Source organism: Diaminobutyricimonas aerilata (assembly GCF_002797715.1).
GTDB lineage: Bacteria > Actinomycetota > Actinomycetes > Actinomycetales > Microbacteriaceae > Diaminobutyricimonas > Diaminobutyricimonas aerilata.
Genome location: NZ_PGFF01000001.1, coordinates 175,269 through 189,501, shown reverse-complemented (window position 1 = coordinate 189,501; position 14,233 = coordinate 175,269). Strand labels below are relative to the sequence as shown.

11 protein-coding genes are annotated in these 14,233 nt (G+C 69.7%); 7 read left to right on the top strand and 4 right to left on the bottom strand.

What is annotated here, in order from left to right; genetic code table 11:
• The first annotated feature begins 271 nt into the window (after positions 1-271).
• From rhaI to CLV46_RS00900, 6 genes are all read left to right on the top strand, one after another.
• Positions 272-1,438, top strand: a complete 1,167-nt coding sequence (gene rhaI / locus CLV46_RS00925; RefSeq protein WP_100365805.1) for an L-rhamnose isomerase — start codon at positions 272-274, stop codon at positions 1,436-1,438.
• Between the two features lie 46 nt (positions 1,439-1,484).
• Positions 1,485-2,303: an alpha/beta hydrolase gene (locus CLV46_RS00920; RefSeq protein ID WP_100363061.1), complete on the top strand. Its 819-nt coding sequence runs from the start codon at positions 1,485-1,487 to the stop codon at positions 2,301-2,303.
• A 47-nt stretch (positions 2,304-2,350) separates the two neighbouring features.
• Entirely contained in the window at positions 2,351-4,387 is a 2,037-nt protein-coding gene (locus CLV46_RS00915) for a bifunctional aldolase/short-chain dehydrogenase (RefSeq protein WP_100363060.1), read from the top strand.
• Complete coding sequence (locus CLV46_RS00910; RefSeq protein WP_100363059.1) at positions 4,384-5,781, top strand: rhamnulokinase; 1,398 nt, start codon at positions 4,384-4,386, stop codon at positions 5,779-5,781. The genes CLV46_RS00915 and CLV46_RS00910 overlap by 4 nt, the downstream gene beginning before the upstream one ends.
• Positions 5,782-5,891: 110 nt before the next feature.
• On the top strand, positions 5,892-6,212 hold the full coding sequence (locus tag CLV46_RS00905) for a DUF7882 family protein (RefSeq protein ID WP_100363058.1): 321 nt from the start codon (positions 5,892-5,894) through the stop codon (positions 6,210-6,212).
• A 55-nt stretch (positions 6,213-6,267) separates the two neighbouring features.
• Positions 6,268-7,374 carry a spore photoproduct lyase family protein gene (locus CLV46_RS00900; RefSeq protein WP_245866411.1) on the top strand — a complete coding sequence of 369 codons (1,107 nt, stop codon included), beginning with the start codon at positions 6,268-6,270 and terminating at the stop codon, positions 7,372-7,374.
• A gap of 247 nt (positions 7,375-7,621) precedes the next feature.
• Here the strand turns inward: CLV46_RS00900 and CLV46_RS00895 are convergent, their stop codons facing one another.
• The 4 genes from CLV46_RS00895 to CLV46_RS00880 all read right to left on the bottom strand — a co-directional run bounded on the left by CLV46_RS00895 (position 7,622) and on the right by CLV46_RS00880 (position 12,846).
• A complete protein-coding gene (locus CLV46_RS00895) occupies positions 7,622-9,649 on the bottom strand; it encodes an alpha-L-rhamnosidase-related protein (RefSeq protein ID WP_100363057.1) in 2,028 nt (675 codons plus the stop codon).
• Positions 9,650-9,698: 49 nt separating this feature from the next.
• Positions 9,699-10,529 carry a carbohydrate ABC transporter permease gene (locus CLV46_RS00890; protein WP_100363056.1) on the bottom strand — a complete coding sequence of 277 codons (831 nt, stop codon included), beginning with the start codon at positions 10,527-10,529 and terminating at the stop codon, positions 9,699-9,701.
• A complete protein-coding gene (locus CLV46_RS00885) occupies positions 10,526-11,440 on the bottom strand; it encodes a carbohydrate ABC transporter permease (protein WP_100363055.1) in 915 nt (304 codons plus the stop codon). Before CLV46_RS00885 ends, CLV46_RS00890 begins: the two co-directional genes overlap by 4 nt.
• A gap of 86 nt (positions 11,441-11,526) precedes the next feature.
• Positions 11,527-12,846: an ABC transporter substrate-binding protein gene (locus CLV46_RS00880; RefSeq protein WP_100363054.1), complete on the bottom strand. Its 1,320-nt coding sequence runs from the start codon at positions 12,844-12,846 to the stop codon at positions 11,527-11,529.
• A gap of 238 nt (positions 12,847-13,084) precedes the next feature.
• Here CLV46_RS00880 and CLV46_RS00875 point away from each other — a divergent pair, with 238 nt between their 5' ends.
• Positions 13,085-14,146 carry a LacI family DNA-binding transcriptional regulator gene (locus CLV46_RS00875; RefSeq protein ID WP_100363053.1) on the top strand — a complete coding sequence of 354 codons (1,062 nt, stop codon included), beginning with the start codon at positions 13,085-13,087 and terminating at the stop codon, positions 14,144-14,146.
• Positions 14,147-14,233: the final 87 nt, after the last annotated feature.

Here is a 14,233-nt window from a genome sequence, read left to right as displayed (position 1 = left end):
GCGGGTCCGCGCCGCCCACACCCGCAATTCGCGACGGGAAATCGGCGCCGGGTGCTCGTGCGAGCCGTTTCCCGTCAGTAGACGCCCTTTCGCGGCGCCGATCAGGGCGACTACTGACGGGAAACCGACCTGGCGGCGCCTGCGAGCGGCGCGACGAACACCCGCCGCGCCGGCCCGCCGCCCGCGGGTCCCGGACTTGACGGACCACCCACCGGAATGAAACGATTCAGTTGCGCGGAACCAGCGCCCCCGATCAATGGAGATTCGCACCATGCCCTCTTTCGGCGACATCGCCCCACGCCTCACCGAGCAGGCCATCGAACTGCCCTCCTGGGCCTTCGGCAACTCGGGCACCCGCTTCAAGGTCTTCGGCCAGGCGGGCGTTCCGCGCGACCCGTTCGAGAAGATCGCGGATGCGGCCAAGGTGCACGAGCTCACCGGGCTCGCGCCGACGGTCGCGCTGCACATCCCGTGGGACAAGGTCGACGACTACGCCGCCCTCCGCAGCCACGCCGAGAGCCTCGGCGTGGGCCTCGGCACGATCAACTCGAACACCTTCCAGGACGACGACTACAAGCTCGGCAGCGTCACGCACGCCGATCCGAAGGTGCGCCAGAAGGCGATCGACCACCACTTCGAGTGCATCGACATCATGGGCGAGACCGGATCGCGCGACCTCAAGATCTGGCTCGCCGACGGCACCAACTACCCGGGTCAGGACGACATCCGCGCCCGCCAAGACCGCCTCGCCGACTCCCTCGCGAAGATCTACGAGCGCATCGGTGAGCACCAGCGGCTCGTGCTCGAGTACAAGTTCTTCGAGCCGGCGTTCTACCACACCGACGTTCCGGACTGGGGCACCTCGTACGCCCACGTGGCCGCCCTCGGCGACCGCGCGTTCGTGTGCCTCGACACCGGTCACCACGCGCCCGGCACGAACATCGAGTTCATCGTCGCGCAGCTGCTGCGGCTCGGAAAGCTCGGCTCGTTCGACTTCAACTCGCGCTTCTACGCCGACGACGACCTCATCGTCGGCGCGGCCGACCCGTTCCAGCTGTTCCGCATCATCCTCGAGGTGGTGCGCGGTGGCGGGTACGGCGCCGACAGCGGCGTCGCGTTCATGCTCGACCAGTGCCACAACATCGAGAAGAAGATCCCCGGCCAGATCCGCAGCGTGCTCAACGTGCAGGAGATGACCGCGCGCGCCCTGCTCGTCGACCGCGACGCGCTCACCGCAGCGCAGAACGCCGGCGATGTGCTGGGCGCCAACGAGGTGCTCATGGACGCGTTCTACACCGACGTGCGCCCGGCCCTCGCGGAGTGGCGCGAGTCGCGTGGGCTGCCCGCGAACCCCCTGCGCGCCTACGCTGAGAGCGGCTACCAGGAGAAGATCGAGGCCGACCGCGTGGGCGGCGACCAGGCCGGATGGGGCGCCTGAGCATGGAATCCCGGATGCGGTGGGCTGCGCCCCGAGGCGGGCGGCGATGAGCGTCGAGCAGACGACGGCGCCGGGTCCGCACGGACCGATCCCCGTGCGGGTGTACCGCAGTTCCGCGAGGCCGCGCCGCGTCTTCGTCTGGAACCACGGTGGCGGGTTCCAGCACGGCGACCTCGACATGCCCGAGGCGCACTGGGTCTCCACCCGCATCGCGCAAGACACCGACACCATCGTGGTGAGCGTCGACTACCGCCTGGCGAGCGACACGGTGCACTATCCGGTGCCCTCCGACGACGTGGTCGCGGCGTTCCTCTGGGGCGTCAGGCTCGCCGAGGAGAGCGGCATCGACCGCGTGCACCTCGGTGGCGCGAGCGCCGGCGGCAACCTCGCGGCGGGCGCGGCCCTGCGGCTGCGCGACGCGGGCGGACCGCAACCGGCGACCGTGCTGCTCGCCTACCCGACGCTCCACGCGGTGCAGCCGCCGCACGACCCGGAGCTCGAACGCGTCATGGCCGGCATCGCGCCGGAGTACCGGTTCAGCCCGCAGCAAATCCTCGGCATGTACGAGACCTACACCGGCGGTCCCGCATCCGAGGCCCCGGTCGAGGCGATCCCGCCGCTCGCCGACCTGACCGGCCTGCCGCCCACCTACATCGTCAACAGCGACGAGGACGACCTGCGCACCTCCGGCGAGGCGTACGCGCGTCAGCTCGCGGAGGCGGGTGTCGAGGTCGTCGTCGAGACGGAGCCCGCCTCGCGTCACGGCCACCTCAACCGGCCCGACACCCCGGACGGGCTCGGCACCATCCGGCGGATGGAGTCGTGGCTGCTCGCCCGCGACCGCGAATCCACCCCCGCCCGCTGAGCCACCGCATCCGCAGACCGCACTACAACGCAGGGAAGAAGCACCTCATGACGAACGAGACCGTCGCTGCGCTCATCGAGCGCTCGAACCGCCTCGGCGCCGACGCGCGCAACACGAACTACGCCGGCGGCAACACGTCGGCGAAGGGGTCGGAGATCGACCCCGTCACGGGACAGCCGGTCGAGCTGCTGTGGGTGAAGGGGTCTGGTGGTGACCTCGGAACCCTCTCCGAGAAGGGCCTCGCGGTCCTGCGGCTCGACCGGCTCCGTGCCCTCGTCGACGTCTACCCCGGCGTGGAGCGGGAGGACGAGATGGTCGCCGCGTTCGACTACACCCTGCACGGCAAGGGCGGCGCCGCTCCGTCGATCGACACCGCGATGCACGGTCTCGTCGACGCGGCGCACGTCGACCACCTGCATCCCGACTCGGGTATCGCGTTCGCGACCGCCGCCGACGGCGAGCGTCTCACCGCCGAGGCGTTCGGCGGCAAGGTGGTGTGGGTGCCCTGGCGCCGCCCCGGATTCCAGCTCGGCCTCGACATCGCCGGCATCAAGGCGCAGAACCCGGATGCGATCGGCTGCATCCTCGGCGGGCACGGCATCACCGCGTGGGGCGACACGAGCGAGGAGGCGGAGCGCAACAGCCTGTGGATCATCGAGACCGCTCAGCGGTACCTCGACGAGCACGGCCGGCCGGACCCGTTCGGCGCCCCGCTCGACGGCTACGGCGCCCTCCCCGACGCCGAGCGCCGGGCCAAGGCGGCCGCGCTCGCCCCTACCATCCGGGGGATCGCGTCCCACGATCGGCCGATGGTCGGGCACTTCACCGACGCCCCCGAGGTGCTCGAGTTCCTCGCCGCGGCCGAGCACCCGCGCCTCGCCGCGCTCGGCACGAGCTGCCCCGACCACTTCCTGCGCACCAAGGTCAAGCCGATGCTGCTCGACCTGCCCGCAGGCTCCTCCGTCGAGGAGTCGATCGCGCGTCTGAAGGAACTGCACGACGCATACCGGGAGGACTACCGCTCCTACTACGAGGCGTACGCGACGCCGGAGAGCCCTGCGATGCGGGGCGCGGATCCGCTGATCGTGCTCGTACCGGGCGTCGGCATGTTCAGCTACGGGAAGGACAAGCAGACCGCCCGCGTCGCCGGTGAGTTCTACCTCAACGCGATCAACGTCATGCGCGGCGCCGAGTCGATCTCGACCTACGCGCCGATCAGCGACGAGGAGAAGTTCCGCATCGAGTACTGGTCGCTCGAGGAGGCGAAACTGCAGCGGATGCCCAAGCCGAAGTCCCACGCGACCCGCATCGCCCTGGTCACCGGCGCCGCATCCGGCATCGGCAAGGCCATTGCCACCCGCCTCGCCGCGGAAGGCGCGTGCGTCGTGATCGCCGACCTCGACCTCGAGAAGGCGCAGGCCGCCGCGGCCGAGCTCGGCACCACGGATGTCGCGATCGGCGTGCAGGTGAACGTCACGGATGCGGCGCAGATCGACGCCGCGATCCAGGAGACGGTGCTCGCCTTCGGCGGGCTCGACATCGTCATCAACAACGCCGGGCTGTCGCTGTCGAAGCCGCTGCTCGAGACGACCGAGCAGGACTGGGATCTGCAGCACGACGTGATGGCGAAGGGCTCGTTCCTCGTGTCGAAGGCGGCCGCCCGGGTGCTCATCGAGCAGCAGCTCGGCGGCGACATCGTCTACATCGCGTCGAAGAACTCTGTCTTCGCCGGCCCGAACAACATCGCCTACTCGGCGACGAAGGCCGACCAGGCGCACCAGGTGCGCCTGCTCGCCGTGGAGCTCGGCGAGCACGGGGTGAAGGTGAACGGCATCAACCCCGACGGTGTCGTGCGCGGTTCCGGCATCTTCGCGAGCGGTTGGGGCGCCAACCGCGCCAAGACGTACGGCATCGACGAGCAGGACCTCGGCAAGTTCTACGCGCAGCGCACCATCCTCAAGCGCGAGGTGCTGCCCGACCACGTCGCGAACGCCGTCATCGTGCTGACTGGACCGGAGCTCTCGCACACGACCGGACTGCACGTGCCGGTCGACGCGGGCGTCGCCGCCGCGTTCCTGCGATGACCGAGCCGGTCGCGATCGCCGCGGTCGACCTCGGGGCGACGAGCGGGCGGGTCATGCTCGCCCGCGTCACCCCGACGTCGATCGAGCTCGAGCAGGTGGCGCGGTTCCCGAACGGACCCGTGCGCACGCCCGACGGCCTGCACTGGAATGTGCTCGGCCTGTACGAGCACGTGCTCGCCGGGCTGCGCGAGGCCGCGCGCCGCGCCCCGGTGCGCAGCATCGGCATCGACTCGTGGGCCGTCGACTACGCGCTGCTGCGGGAGGGTCGGATGCTCGGGGAGCCGTTCCATTACCGCGACGACCGCACCGCGGCCGGCGTCGAGACGGTGCACGCGATCGTGCCCGCCGACGAGCTCTACCGTGCGAACGGACTGCAGCATCTGCCGTTCAACACGGTCTTCCAGCTCGCCGCCGAGCGCCTCGACGACGTCGACGCGGCCCTGCTCGTGCCCGACCTGCTCGCCTACTGGCTCACCGGACGACAGGTCGCCGAGCGCACCAACGCCTCCACGACCGGCCTGCTCGATCCGGCGACGGGCACCTGGAACGCCGGACTCCTCGCCCGGCTGGGGCTGCCGTCGCGTATCCTGCCCCCGCTCGTCGACCCGGGCGAGACCATCGGCGCACTGCTGCCGCACGTCGCCGACGAGCTCGGCAGCAACGCCCACGTCATCGCCGTCGGATCGCACGACACCGCATCCGCCGTCGTCGCCGTGCCTGCCACCTCGCCCGACTTCGCCTACATCAGCTGCGGAACGTGGGGGCTCGTCGGGGTCGAACTCGACGCGCCCGTGCTCACCGACGCCGGCCGTGCGGCGAACTTCACGAACGAGGGCGGCGTCGACGGCACGGTGCGCTACCTGCACAACGTGATGGGGCTCTGGCTGCTCACCGAGAGCGTGCGCGAGTGGGAGCGCGACGGATCCGTCGTCGACCTGCCCGTGCTGCTCGCGGAGGCCGCCGTCTACGACGGCCCGGTCGCCCTGTTCGACGCGAACGATCCGGGGTTCCTCGCTCCGGGCTCGATGGCCACCCGCATCGCCGAGCACTGCCGGGATCGCGGCCTGCCGCTGCCCGACTCGCGCGCCGGGTGGGCCCGCTCGATCGTCGAGAGCCTCGCCGCCGCTTTCGCGGATGCGGTGCGCACCGCATCCGAACTCTCCGGCAGACGTGTCGACACCATCCACCTCGTCGGTGGCGGGTCGCAGAACGAGCTCCTCTGCCGGCTCACCGCCGAACGGTCCGGGCTGCCCGTCGTGGCGGGCCCGGTCGAGGCCACGGCGATCGGCAACGTGCTCGTTCAGGCGCGGGCGCTCGGCGTGATCGAGGGCGGCCTGGAGGCGCTGCGTTCGGTCGTCGCGGCGAGTGTGCAGACGCGCCGGTTCGAGCCGTGACCGCACCACCGGGAGCCCTTGTCGAGCGGGCCTGAGAGGGGTAGCGTCGCGGCCAAGTGGCGCGCACCGGGCGACTGGGGAGTCCGGGCGGCGGCACGAGGAGGTACCGCATGGGCACTCTGTACTACGGCGCGCAACGCGAGCCGATCCCGCTCGACGACGAGGTGCTGACCTGTCTGCAGCTCGTGGCCACGTCGAAGCTCCGTCGCGCTGAGTCATTCGTGATCTCGTGGGTGCGCAGCGACGAGGCGGGAGCCCGCCGCTGCATCCTGTGGATGCACGCCGGTCTCGACCTGGAGTTCGAGTTCGACGGTGTCGACCCGGTGCCGGTGCACCGCCGGATGCTCGACGCGTTCACCAACGCCGCCCATTCCAATCGCGGCATCCAGCTCGACGCCGCTCACGCGAAGGACTCATTCGCCGGGGTCTGACAGGCGGCACCCAGCGAGAGGGGTCGTTGCCAGCGCCGGCTCGTAGGGTGCCGGGATGACCGACACCCAGGGCATCGACAGCGGCGCTCCCGCCCGACCGCGCGAGCGCCCGATGCTCGACATCCGGCGCATCTACGCTGAGCCCGCGGCCGTGGAACTGCCGCGTGGTCGCCAGATCCTGGAGCGCTGGCCCGACGCCGAGGTGATCGAGGTGGCGAGCCACTGGCGCATCCCGGAACTGCACGGCGACGAGACGAACGTCAAACGCTGGGTGCGCATCAAGACGGAGGCGCTCGTGCTCGGGATCAAGAAGAGTCTCACCGCACGGCCGAACGGACGCTCGGCCGACTTCATCGCCCCGTCGCTGTCGAACGGCTGCGCGATGGCGTGTGCGTATTGCTACGTGCCGCGCCGCAAGGGCTACAGCAACCCGGTGACGACGTTCGTCAACATCGAGCAGATCACCGGGTACCTCGCCCGGCACGTGCAACGGCAGGGAATGAAGCTCGAACCGAATCAGTGCGATCCCGATGCCTGGGTGTACGACATCGGTGAGAACGGCGACAGCTCGGTGGATGCCGCGATCAGCGACAACGTGCGCGACATCGTCGAGCTGTTCCGCGACCTTCCGACGGCGAAGGCGTCGTTCGCGACGAAGTTCGTCAACCGCGACCTGCTCGACTGGGACCCGCAGGGCGGCACCCGCGTGCGCTTCTCGCTCATGCCGGAACGCATCGCGAAGATCACCGACATCCGCACCTCCCCGATCAGCGAGCGCATCGCGGCGATCGACGACTTCGTCGCCGCCGGCTACGAGGTGCACGTCAACTTCTCTCCCGTGATCGTCGTCGACGGCTGGCTCGACGAGTGGCGCGAGATGCTGCGCCAACTGGATGCGGGAATCGGCCCGGCGGCCAAGGCGCAGTTGAAGGCCGAGATCATCTTCCTCACCCACAACGAGCAGTTGCACGAGGTGAACATGGGGTGGCATCCGAAGGCGGAGGACCTGCTGTGGCGCCCGGAGCTGCAGGAGGCGAAGCGCTCGCAGAACGGCGCGTGGAACGTGCGGTACAAGTCGAGCACCAAGCGCCGTTACCTCGACGACCTGCTGCGCGTCATCGACGAGGAGACCCCGTACGTCCAGGTGCGCTACGCCTTCTGACCCGCCCGCCGCGCGCCCGCGCGCCCGCCGGTCGAGGGCCAACGGATGCGCGAGTTGGCGAAAAGCACCCGAAAACGTCGCCTATAGAGATGTATTCGCCAACTCGCGAGCCCGACCGCAACCACGCCGGTCGAGTAGGCGCGCGAAGCCGCCGTATCGAGACCCCCACGGACGGCGCTTCGACCCCGGGTCCCGGACACGGGGTCTCGATACGGGCGCAGAGCGCCCTACTCGACCAGCGAAGGGATCAGGGGGCGAGCGACCAGCTGACGCGGGCGGGGCCGGGGGTGTCGGCGCCGTCGCGCACGAGTACCGTGCCCGGGGGCACGTCGACGTGCACGCCGTCGCCGTCCGCGCGCACCACGAGGTCGCCGTGCGGAAGCGGCACCACGGCCGCTGCCCATTCCAGGTCGCCGAGGTCCGGGTCGACGGCGACGCGCGTCCAGCCGTCGGCGAGCGGGCGGATGCCGAGCACGAGTTCCGGCAGCAGCGCCGCCGGACCGGCGGCCCAGGCGTGGCACAGGCTCTTGCCGAACGGCCGACCGTACATCGCGTAGGGGCTCTCCCCCGGGTCGGCGAACTCCTCCCAGAAGGTCGTGCCGCCCGTGTCAAGCATCGCGCCCCAGTCGCGACGGATGCGGTCGACGGCCGCGGCGCGATGGCCGGCGACGCCGAGGGCGCGGAGGGCGAACGACGCCATGAACGGTGTGCGCCCGGCCGTCGCCCCGATCGCCTCGACGACCGCGGGGCTCTCCCCCGCATCCGTCAGACCGCTGAGCACGGCGAGCAGGTTCGCGTACGCATCGGGTTCCGACGGCTGCTCGAGGTGCTCGCGCCAGACCCCGCGTCGCGCATCCCACGCGTCGGCGCGCAGCGCCCGCTCGGCGGATCGCGCCGCTTCGGCCACCCGCTCGGCGCCCGCGTGGGTCGCGTCGACGAGCAGCCGCTCGGCGCTGCGCAGCGCCCACACCCACAACACCTGCAGCGCCGTCGATGAACGCCCCGGCGGCACTCGGACACCCCAGTCGATGAACACCCCGCCGTCGTTGCCGGAGCTGAAGCCGCTCGGCACCGAGCGCGGGCGGAACAGTCCGCGCGCGTCGACGTCGGCGACGAGCCGCTCGACGAAGGCGTGCACCCGCTCGGCCTCCTCCCGGGCGAAGTGCGGGTCGTCGAAGTGCCGACGGTAGAACGCGGTGCTGATCAGCCACCACAGCGAGTAGTCCGAGATGCCGTTGACGTAGCCGTCGCGCGGGCTCCCGAGCGCGACGATCGTGTCGCGCGTGATGTCGGCGTCGGCGAAGGCGAACGCGTTCGCGAGGGTGCTGAGCGCGAGGTCGCCCGCCCACGGCATCCGATCGCGTTTGATGCCGTCGATCACCAGGCCCTGCAGGCACAAGCGCAGCGTGTACGCGCTCGTGGCCCAGATGCGGGTGAGGGTGTCGTCGGAGCACACGAAGGCGCCCCGCCGCGGCACCGGGCGGATGCGCGCCTCGACGCTGACCGCCTCGGGAACCGGGTCGGTGACCGTGAGGTGGCGGAACCCGAGCTCGTGCCGAGACGCCCACCGGCCGGTGCCCGTCGCGACGACCTCGTGCGCCGTCTCCGCCTCGTGGGGAGCGGCGGCCGCCTCGGCGAGGGACTCGCCGCTCATGAGGGTCGGCCGCTCGGGGGCGCGCATCACGACGCGGGCGAGCGCGGCCGCGGGCAGCGCGTAGTGTGCACGGTCGCCGAGCGGGACGAGTTCGACGACCGGTTCCCCGAGCGCGTGCGGTGCGGTGTCACGTGTACCCGGGCGCACGGTGAGCGGATGCCCGGCCGCATCCGACCACGAGGGGGCGAGCAGTCCGTCGCCGGCGAGCACGGCGATCGCGGCCGGCCCACCGGGTGCCGGCTCGACCACGACCGTGATGCGGCGCACCGCGGCCGGGAGCTCGATCGCCCATCCGTCCGGAACCGCGGCGGCCGGAACGTCCGCGCCGTCGGCGGTGACGGTCGGCGTGCCCGTCGCCGCGACGACGAGGCGTCCCGTCGGCCCGAGTGCGTCCGCCCGGAACACCGAACGCGCGTCGAGCACACCGAAGTTCTGCGCGTAGTGCGCGAACCGGTTGGCGGCGAGCCCGTCGCGCACGAGCCGGTGCAGCACGGCCAGTTCGTACTGACCGGGGCCGTACATCCACGACACCGGGCGGGGATCCTCCGGCAGGTCGGGGAACGGATCCCGGCTCGCTCGCCGCGCGGCGGCGAGGATCTCGTCGCGCGAGGCCAGGGGCATCCGCCGCGTCGCCGCGGACACCCCCGACGTGTCGACGAGGCCCGGCCGCTCAGCCCTTGACGGCACCGGAGGTCATGCCCGCGACGATCTGCCGGTTGAAGAAGATGTACATGATCAGCGGCGGGATCGTGATGAGGAGCACGTCCATGAACAGCAGATTCCACTGGCTGAGGCTCTGCGACTGGAAGTTGTAGAGCGTCAGCTGCACGGTCGCGTTCTCGTCGCCCGGCAGGAAGTACAGGGCGTAGGTGAAGTCGTTGAAGACGAACACCGCCTGCACGACGATCACGGTCACGATCACCGATCGCAGCAGCGGGAAGATCACGGTGAAGAACAGCCGCAGCGGACCGGCTCCATCGATCACGGCCGCCTCGTCGACCTCGCGCGGGATGGTCGCCACGAACGCGCGGAACAGCAGCACGCAGAACGACAGTCCGAAGGCGACGTGCACGAAGATCAGGCCCGGCAGCGTCTTGAACAGCTCGAGCCCCTGCAGCACCCAGATGGTGGGCACGACGGCCGGCGGGATGATGAGGCCGGCGAGCACGAGGAAGTTCACGAGCGGATTCCACTTGCTGCGGCGCCGCTGCAACACGTACCCGACCATCGCGGCGAGCACGACCATGAGGGCGACTGCGGCCACGGTCAGCACCGCGCTGTTGACGAAGGCCCGCACGAGGATGAAGTCGCGGGCGGCGACCACTTCGGCGAGGTTGTCGAAGAACGCCCACTCGGTCGGCCAGCTGAACTGCAGGAGCGAGGCCTCCTGCGGCGTCTTCGCGGCCGTGAGCACGATGAACACGAACGGCACGATGAACACGACGACCGAGAGCACGATCGCCAGTGCACCGCCGCCGTAGCGCCAGACCCGGTTCCTCATTCGTCGTCTCGCTTCCGGTTGAGCCATGCCTGCAAGGGCACGACGAGCAGGGCGATCGCGAGGAAGAGCACGACGTTGCCCGCGGTGGACAGGCCGAAGAATCCGGCCTGGTACTGCTTGTAGATGACCGACGCGATCACATCGCTCGTGTACCCGGGTCCGCCTCGCGTCATCGCCCAGATGAGGTCGAACGAGCGCAGACCGCCGATGAGCGACAGGATGACGACGGTCACGGTGGCCGGCCGCGCGAGCGGCAGTGTGATGTTCCAGAAGTTCGTCCACGCGTTCGCCCCGTCGACCTTGGCCGCCTCGAAGTACTCCTGCGGGATCGCGACGATACCGGCGATGTAGATGAGCGTCGCGAGTCCGACGCCCTTCCACACGTCGACGAGCGCGACGGAGAGGAGCGCCCAGGCCGGGTCGGTGAGCCAGCCGGGACCTTCGATGCCGATGGCCGCGAGGGCCTGGTTGACCATGCCGTCGAACGGGTCGAGCAGCACCTTGAAGGTGATGCCGACGCCGATCGTGGAGACGAGCACCGGGAAGAACACGACACTGCGCAGGTAGCCCCGGGCGACGATCTGGGAGGTGAGCAGCACGCCGAGCAGCAGGCCGAGCACGACCTTGAGGCCCGAGGTGAGGAACGCGTAGACGAAGGTGTTCACGAAGCCCTGGATGAGGGCCGGCTCGCGGAAGAACTGCACGAAGTTGTCGAATCCGATGAACTCGACGTCGAACAGGGTCCACCGGGTCAACGCGAAGTAGAACGAGACGACGGTCGGGACCAGGAAGAGGATGACGTAGAAGACACCGGCCGGCAGGAAGAACCAGGTCGGATACGGGCTCTTCATGGCCCGGCGCTGCTTCCGGTCCGGGGACGGCCGCAGGGGCGGAGCGGCGAGGGTGCTCATGGGATCTCCATCGATCGAGGGTCGGACGATCGAGGATGCGGGGGCCCGCTTCCGAGCCCCCGCATCACGTCGTCAGGCGGTGTGGATCACCAGCCGTCGAGGCCGAGCTGCTGGGCCTGCTTGGTCACGTCGTCGTCGTACTGCTTGGCGCCCTCCGCGGCGGAGGTGATGCCCGAGCCCACCGCGACGGTGATCTGTTCGAGGGCCGGTCCCTTGATCGGGGAGAGGAACTCGAGCGCGAGGTTGGTGCGCTGCTCGTCGAAGTACGGCTGCATGTCGGTGACCATCGCCGGGGCGTCGTCGGGCAGTTCGCAGCCCTCGACCACGAACGGCCCCTGCGGAGCGCTCGACTCGGCCTGGATGTCGCAGCTCTCCGGGGTGGCGAGCCACGCGAGGAACGTCTTCGCCGCGTCGAGCTTCTCACCCTCGGTCGACTTCGGGATGTAGACGGCTCCCGGCATCCAGACGGTCAGGTCGTTGCTTTCGGCACTCTCGCCCGGGATGGGGAAGGTGCCCACCTTGTCGACCGCGTCGGGGTGGTTGAGCACGAGCGGGCCGGACGCGAAGGTGAGCATCGGGTAATGGGCGCCCTCACCGGTCGCGATCATGCGCACGCCGTCGTCGTAGGTGGCCGACGCGAAATCCTCGTTGAACAGGTCCGCCTTGCCGAGTTCCTCGAGGTGCTGGAAGCCGGCGAAGGCGGGCTCGTCGACGTACTTCGCCTCGTTGTCCGTGTACTTCTCGGCCCAGTCCTCGTCTTCGGCGAGCACGTTCGCGAAGTCGCCGAGCACGAACAGCTGCGACGTCCAGGTGTCGCCGTACGTCTGGATGATCGGAGCCGCCGTGCCGGCCGCCTTCACGGCCTCGGCGTTGGCGACGAACTCATCCCACGTGGTCGGCACCTGCAGACCGAGCTCCGCGTAGATGTCCTTGTTGTAGAGGATCGCGCCGCCCATCGACTGCCCCATCGGCACGCCGTACACGCCGTTCTCGCCCGAGACGACCTTCACGAAGTTCTCGTCGAACTTGTCCACGAAGTCCTGGTCGGAGAGGTCGACGAGCGTCTGGTCGGGGTTGAGAGCCTGGAACAGCGATCCGCTGTTGTAGGCGAAGACATCCGCCATCTCCCCGGTAGAGAGACGCGTCTTGACGAGGTTGTCGCCTTCCGCGCCCTGCGGACGGGTATCGACCTTGACGGTGATCTCGCCCTCGTGCTCGGCGTTGAAGGCCTCGGCGAGTGCTTCCGCGGTCGCGACGGTGCTCTCGGCATTGTCGACGAGGTACGACAGCTCGACGGAGCCGTCGGAGCTGCCGCCCCCGGTGCTGCAGCCGGTGAGCGTGAGTCCGAGCGCGAGCCCGCTGGCACCGACGGCCAGCATGGTGCGTCGTGAACGACGGGAAATCATCCGTTACCTCCTTGTAAGGACCACTCTGTGGTGCCGATTGTTGAATCGGTTCAACATCGGCTCGGCACACACGCTACGGCCGAGTGTAGATCGATGTCAAACGTTTGGCGCTAACGGATGCGTAACGCGTAGAGCGATCTACGTTTGCCTTCGCCTCCGCGTTCGATCCCTGCCGCCACCCGCCCGCGCTCGGTTAGTCTGGCCTCGCCGGCATCGCGGTCGGCACGATGGAGGACGCATGTCGAACGTGACCGGACGCAAGTTCGCGACCATCGAAGACGTCGCCCGGCATGCCGGCGTCTCGCGCGCGGCGGTATCCAAGGTCATTCGCGGCGCCTACGGCGTGAGCGACACGATGCGCGAGCGCGTCAACTCCTCGATCGCGGAACTGAACTACCGTCCGCGCGTGGCCGCCCGCGCGATGCGAGGGTCGAGTTTCACCCTCGGGATCGAGATCCCGGAGTTCGGGAACCCGTTCTTCATCCGCATCCTCAAAGGCGCGACAGAGGCGATCGCCGGTACGGACTACCAGCTGATCATCGCCCCCGCGGACGCGGGCATCGAGACCGACGCGGTCGAGGGCTATCGAGCGCTCGAGGCACTTGCCGATCGGCAGGTCGACGGGATCGTCGCGGTCTCCCCACTCGTGCAGGCCGACTGGCTCGCCCGACTCGCCGAGCGGACCCCCGTCGTGATGCTGGGTCGCCACGACGACGCATCGAACTACGACCGGGTCGTCGGTGACGACGCCGTCGGCGCCGCGCTCGTGATGGACCATCTGTTCTCCCTCGGGCACGAGCGGATCGCGCACGTCACCCGCAGTGAAGCGGTCACCTTCGGCAACTCGACCCCGCACGCCATCCGTCTCGGTGTGTACGAGCGGATGATGCGCGCTGCCGGACACGGATCGCATGTCGAGGTCGTGCGCACCGGCCCCACGGAGCGGCATTCCTTCGAGGCGACCCGCGCGCTGCTGCAGACACCGAACCGCCCCACCGCGATCTTCGCCGCGCACGACGAGCTGGCCCTCGGCGCCCTGCGCGCCGTGGGGGCACTCGGACTCACGGCTGCGGAGGTATCCGTCATCGGCTACGACGACATCGACCTCGCCGATCACCCGGCGATCTCACTGACGACGGTCGATCAGGCGGGTGTCGAGATGGGGCGGCAGGCCGTGCGCCTGCTCATCGAGCAGATCGCCGGCCGCTCGGAACCCGTCGAGTACGTCAGCACGCCGACCCTCAAGGTGCGTGGGTCGACCGCCCCCGTACGACGTCGTTCCCTGCTCCGACGCCGCTGAGGACGGTCGGATGCAGGGGATCGACGCACGGAGTAGACCGTTCTACAGAGCTCGTGATTGAATCGTTCCACGCTTCCGGCCGCCATC

What these genes read in the sequence shown, in the direction of transcription:
- rhaI (WP_100365805.1), top strand. Translation starts at nt 272, where the DNA reads ATGCCCTCTTTCGGCGACATCGCCCCACGCCTCACCGAGCAGGCCATC.
- CLV46_RS00920 (WP_100363061.1), top strand. Translation starts at nt 1,485, where the DNA reads ATGAGCGTCGAGCAGACGACGGCGCCGGGTCCGCACGGACCGATCCCC.
- CLV46_RS00915 (WP_100363060.1), top strand. Translation starts at nt 2,351, where the DNA reads ATGACGAACGAGACCGTCGCTGCGCTCATCGAGCGCTCGAACCGCCTC.
- CLV46_RS00910 (WP_100363059.1), top strand. Translation starts at nt 4,384, where the DNA reads ATGACCGAGCCGGTCGCGATCGCCGCGGTCGACCTCGGGGCGACGAGC.
- CLV46_RS00905 (WP_100363058.1), top strand. Translation starts at nt 5,892, where the DNA reads ATGGGCACTCTGTACTACGGCGCGCAACGCGAGCCGATCCCGCTCGAC.
- CLV46_RS00900 (WP_245866411.1), top strand. Translation starts at nt 6,268, where the DNA reads ATGACCGACACCCAGGGCATCGACAGCGGCGCTCCCGCCCGACCGCGC.
- CLV46_RS00895 (WP_100363057.1), bottom strand. Translation starts at nt 9,649, where the DNA reads ATGCCCCTGGCCTCGCGCGACGAGATCCTCGCCGCCGCGCGGCGAGCG.
- CLV46_RS00890 (WP_100363056.1), bottom strand. Translation starts at nt 10,529, where the DNA reads ATGAGGAACCGGGTCTGGCGCTACGGCGGCGGTGCACTGGCGATCGTG.
- CLV46_RS00885 (WP_100363055.1), bottom strand. Translation starts at nt 11,440, where the DNA reads ATGAGCACCCTCGCCGCTCCGCCCCTGCGGCCGTCCCCGGACCGGAAG.
- CLV46_RS00880 (WP_100363054.1), bottom strand. Translation starts at nt 12,846, where the DNA reads ATGATTTCCCGTCGTTCACGACGCACCATGCTGGCCGTCGGTGCCAGC.
- CLV46_RS00875 (WP_100363053.1), top strand. Translation starts at nt 13,085, where the DNA reads ATGTCGAACGTGACCGGACGCAAGTTCGCGACCATCGAAGACGTCGCC.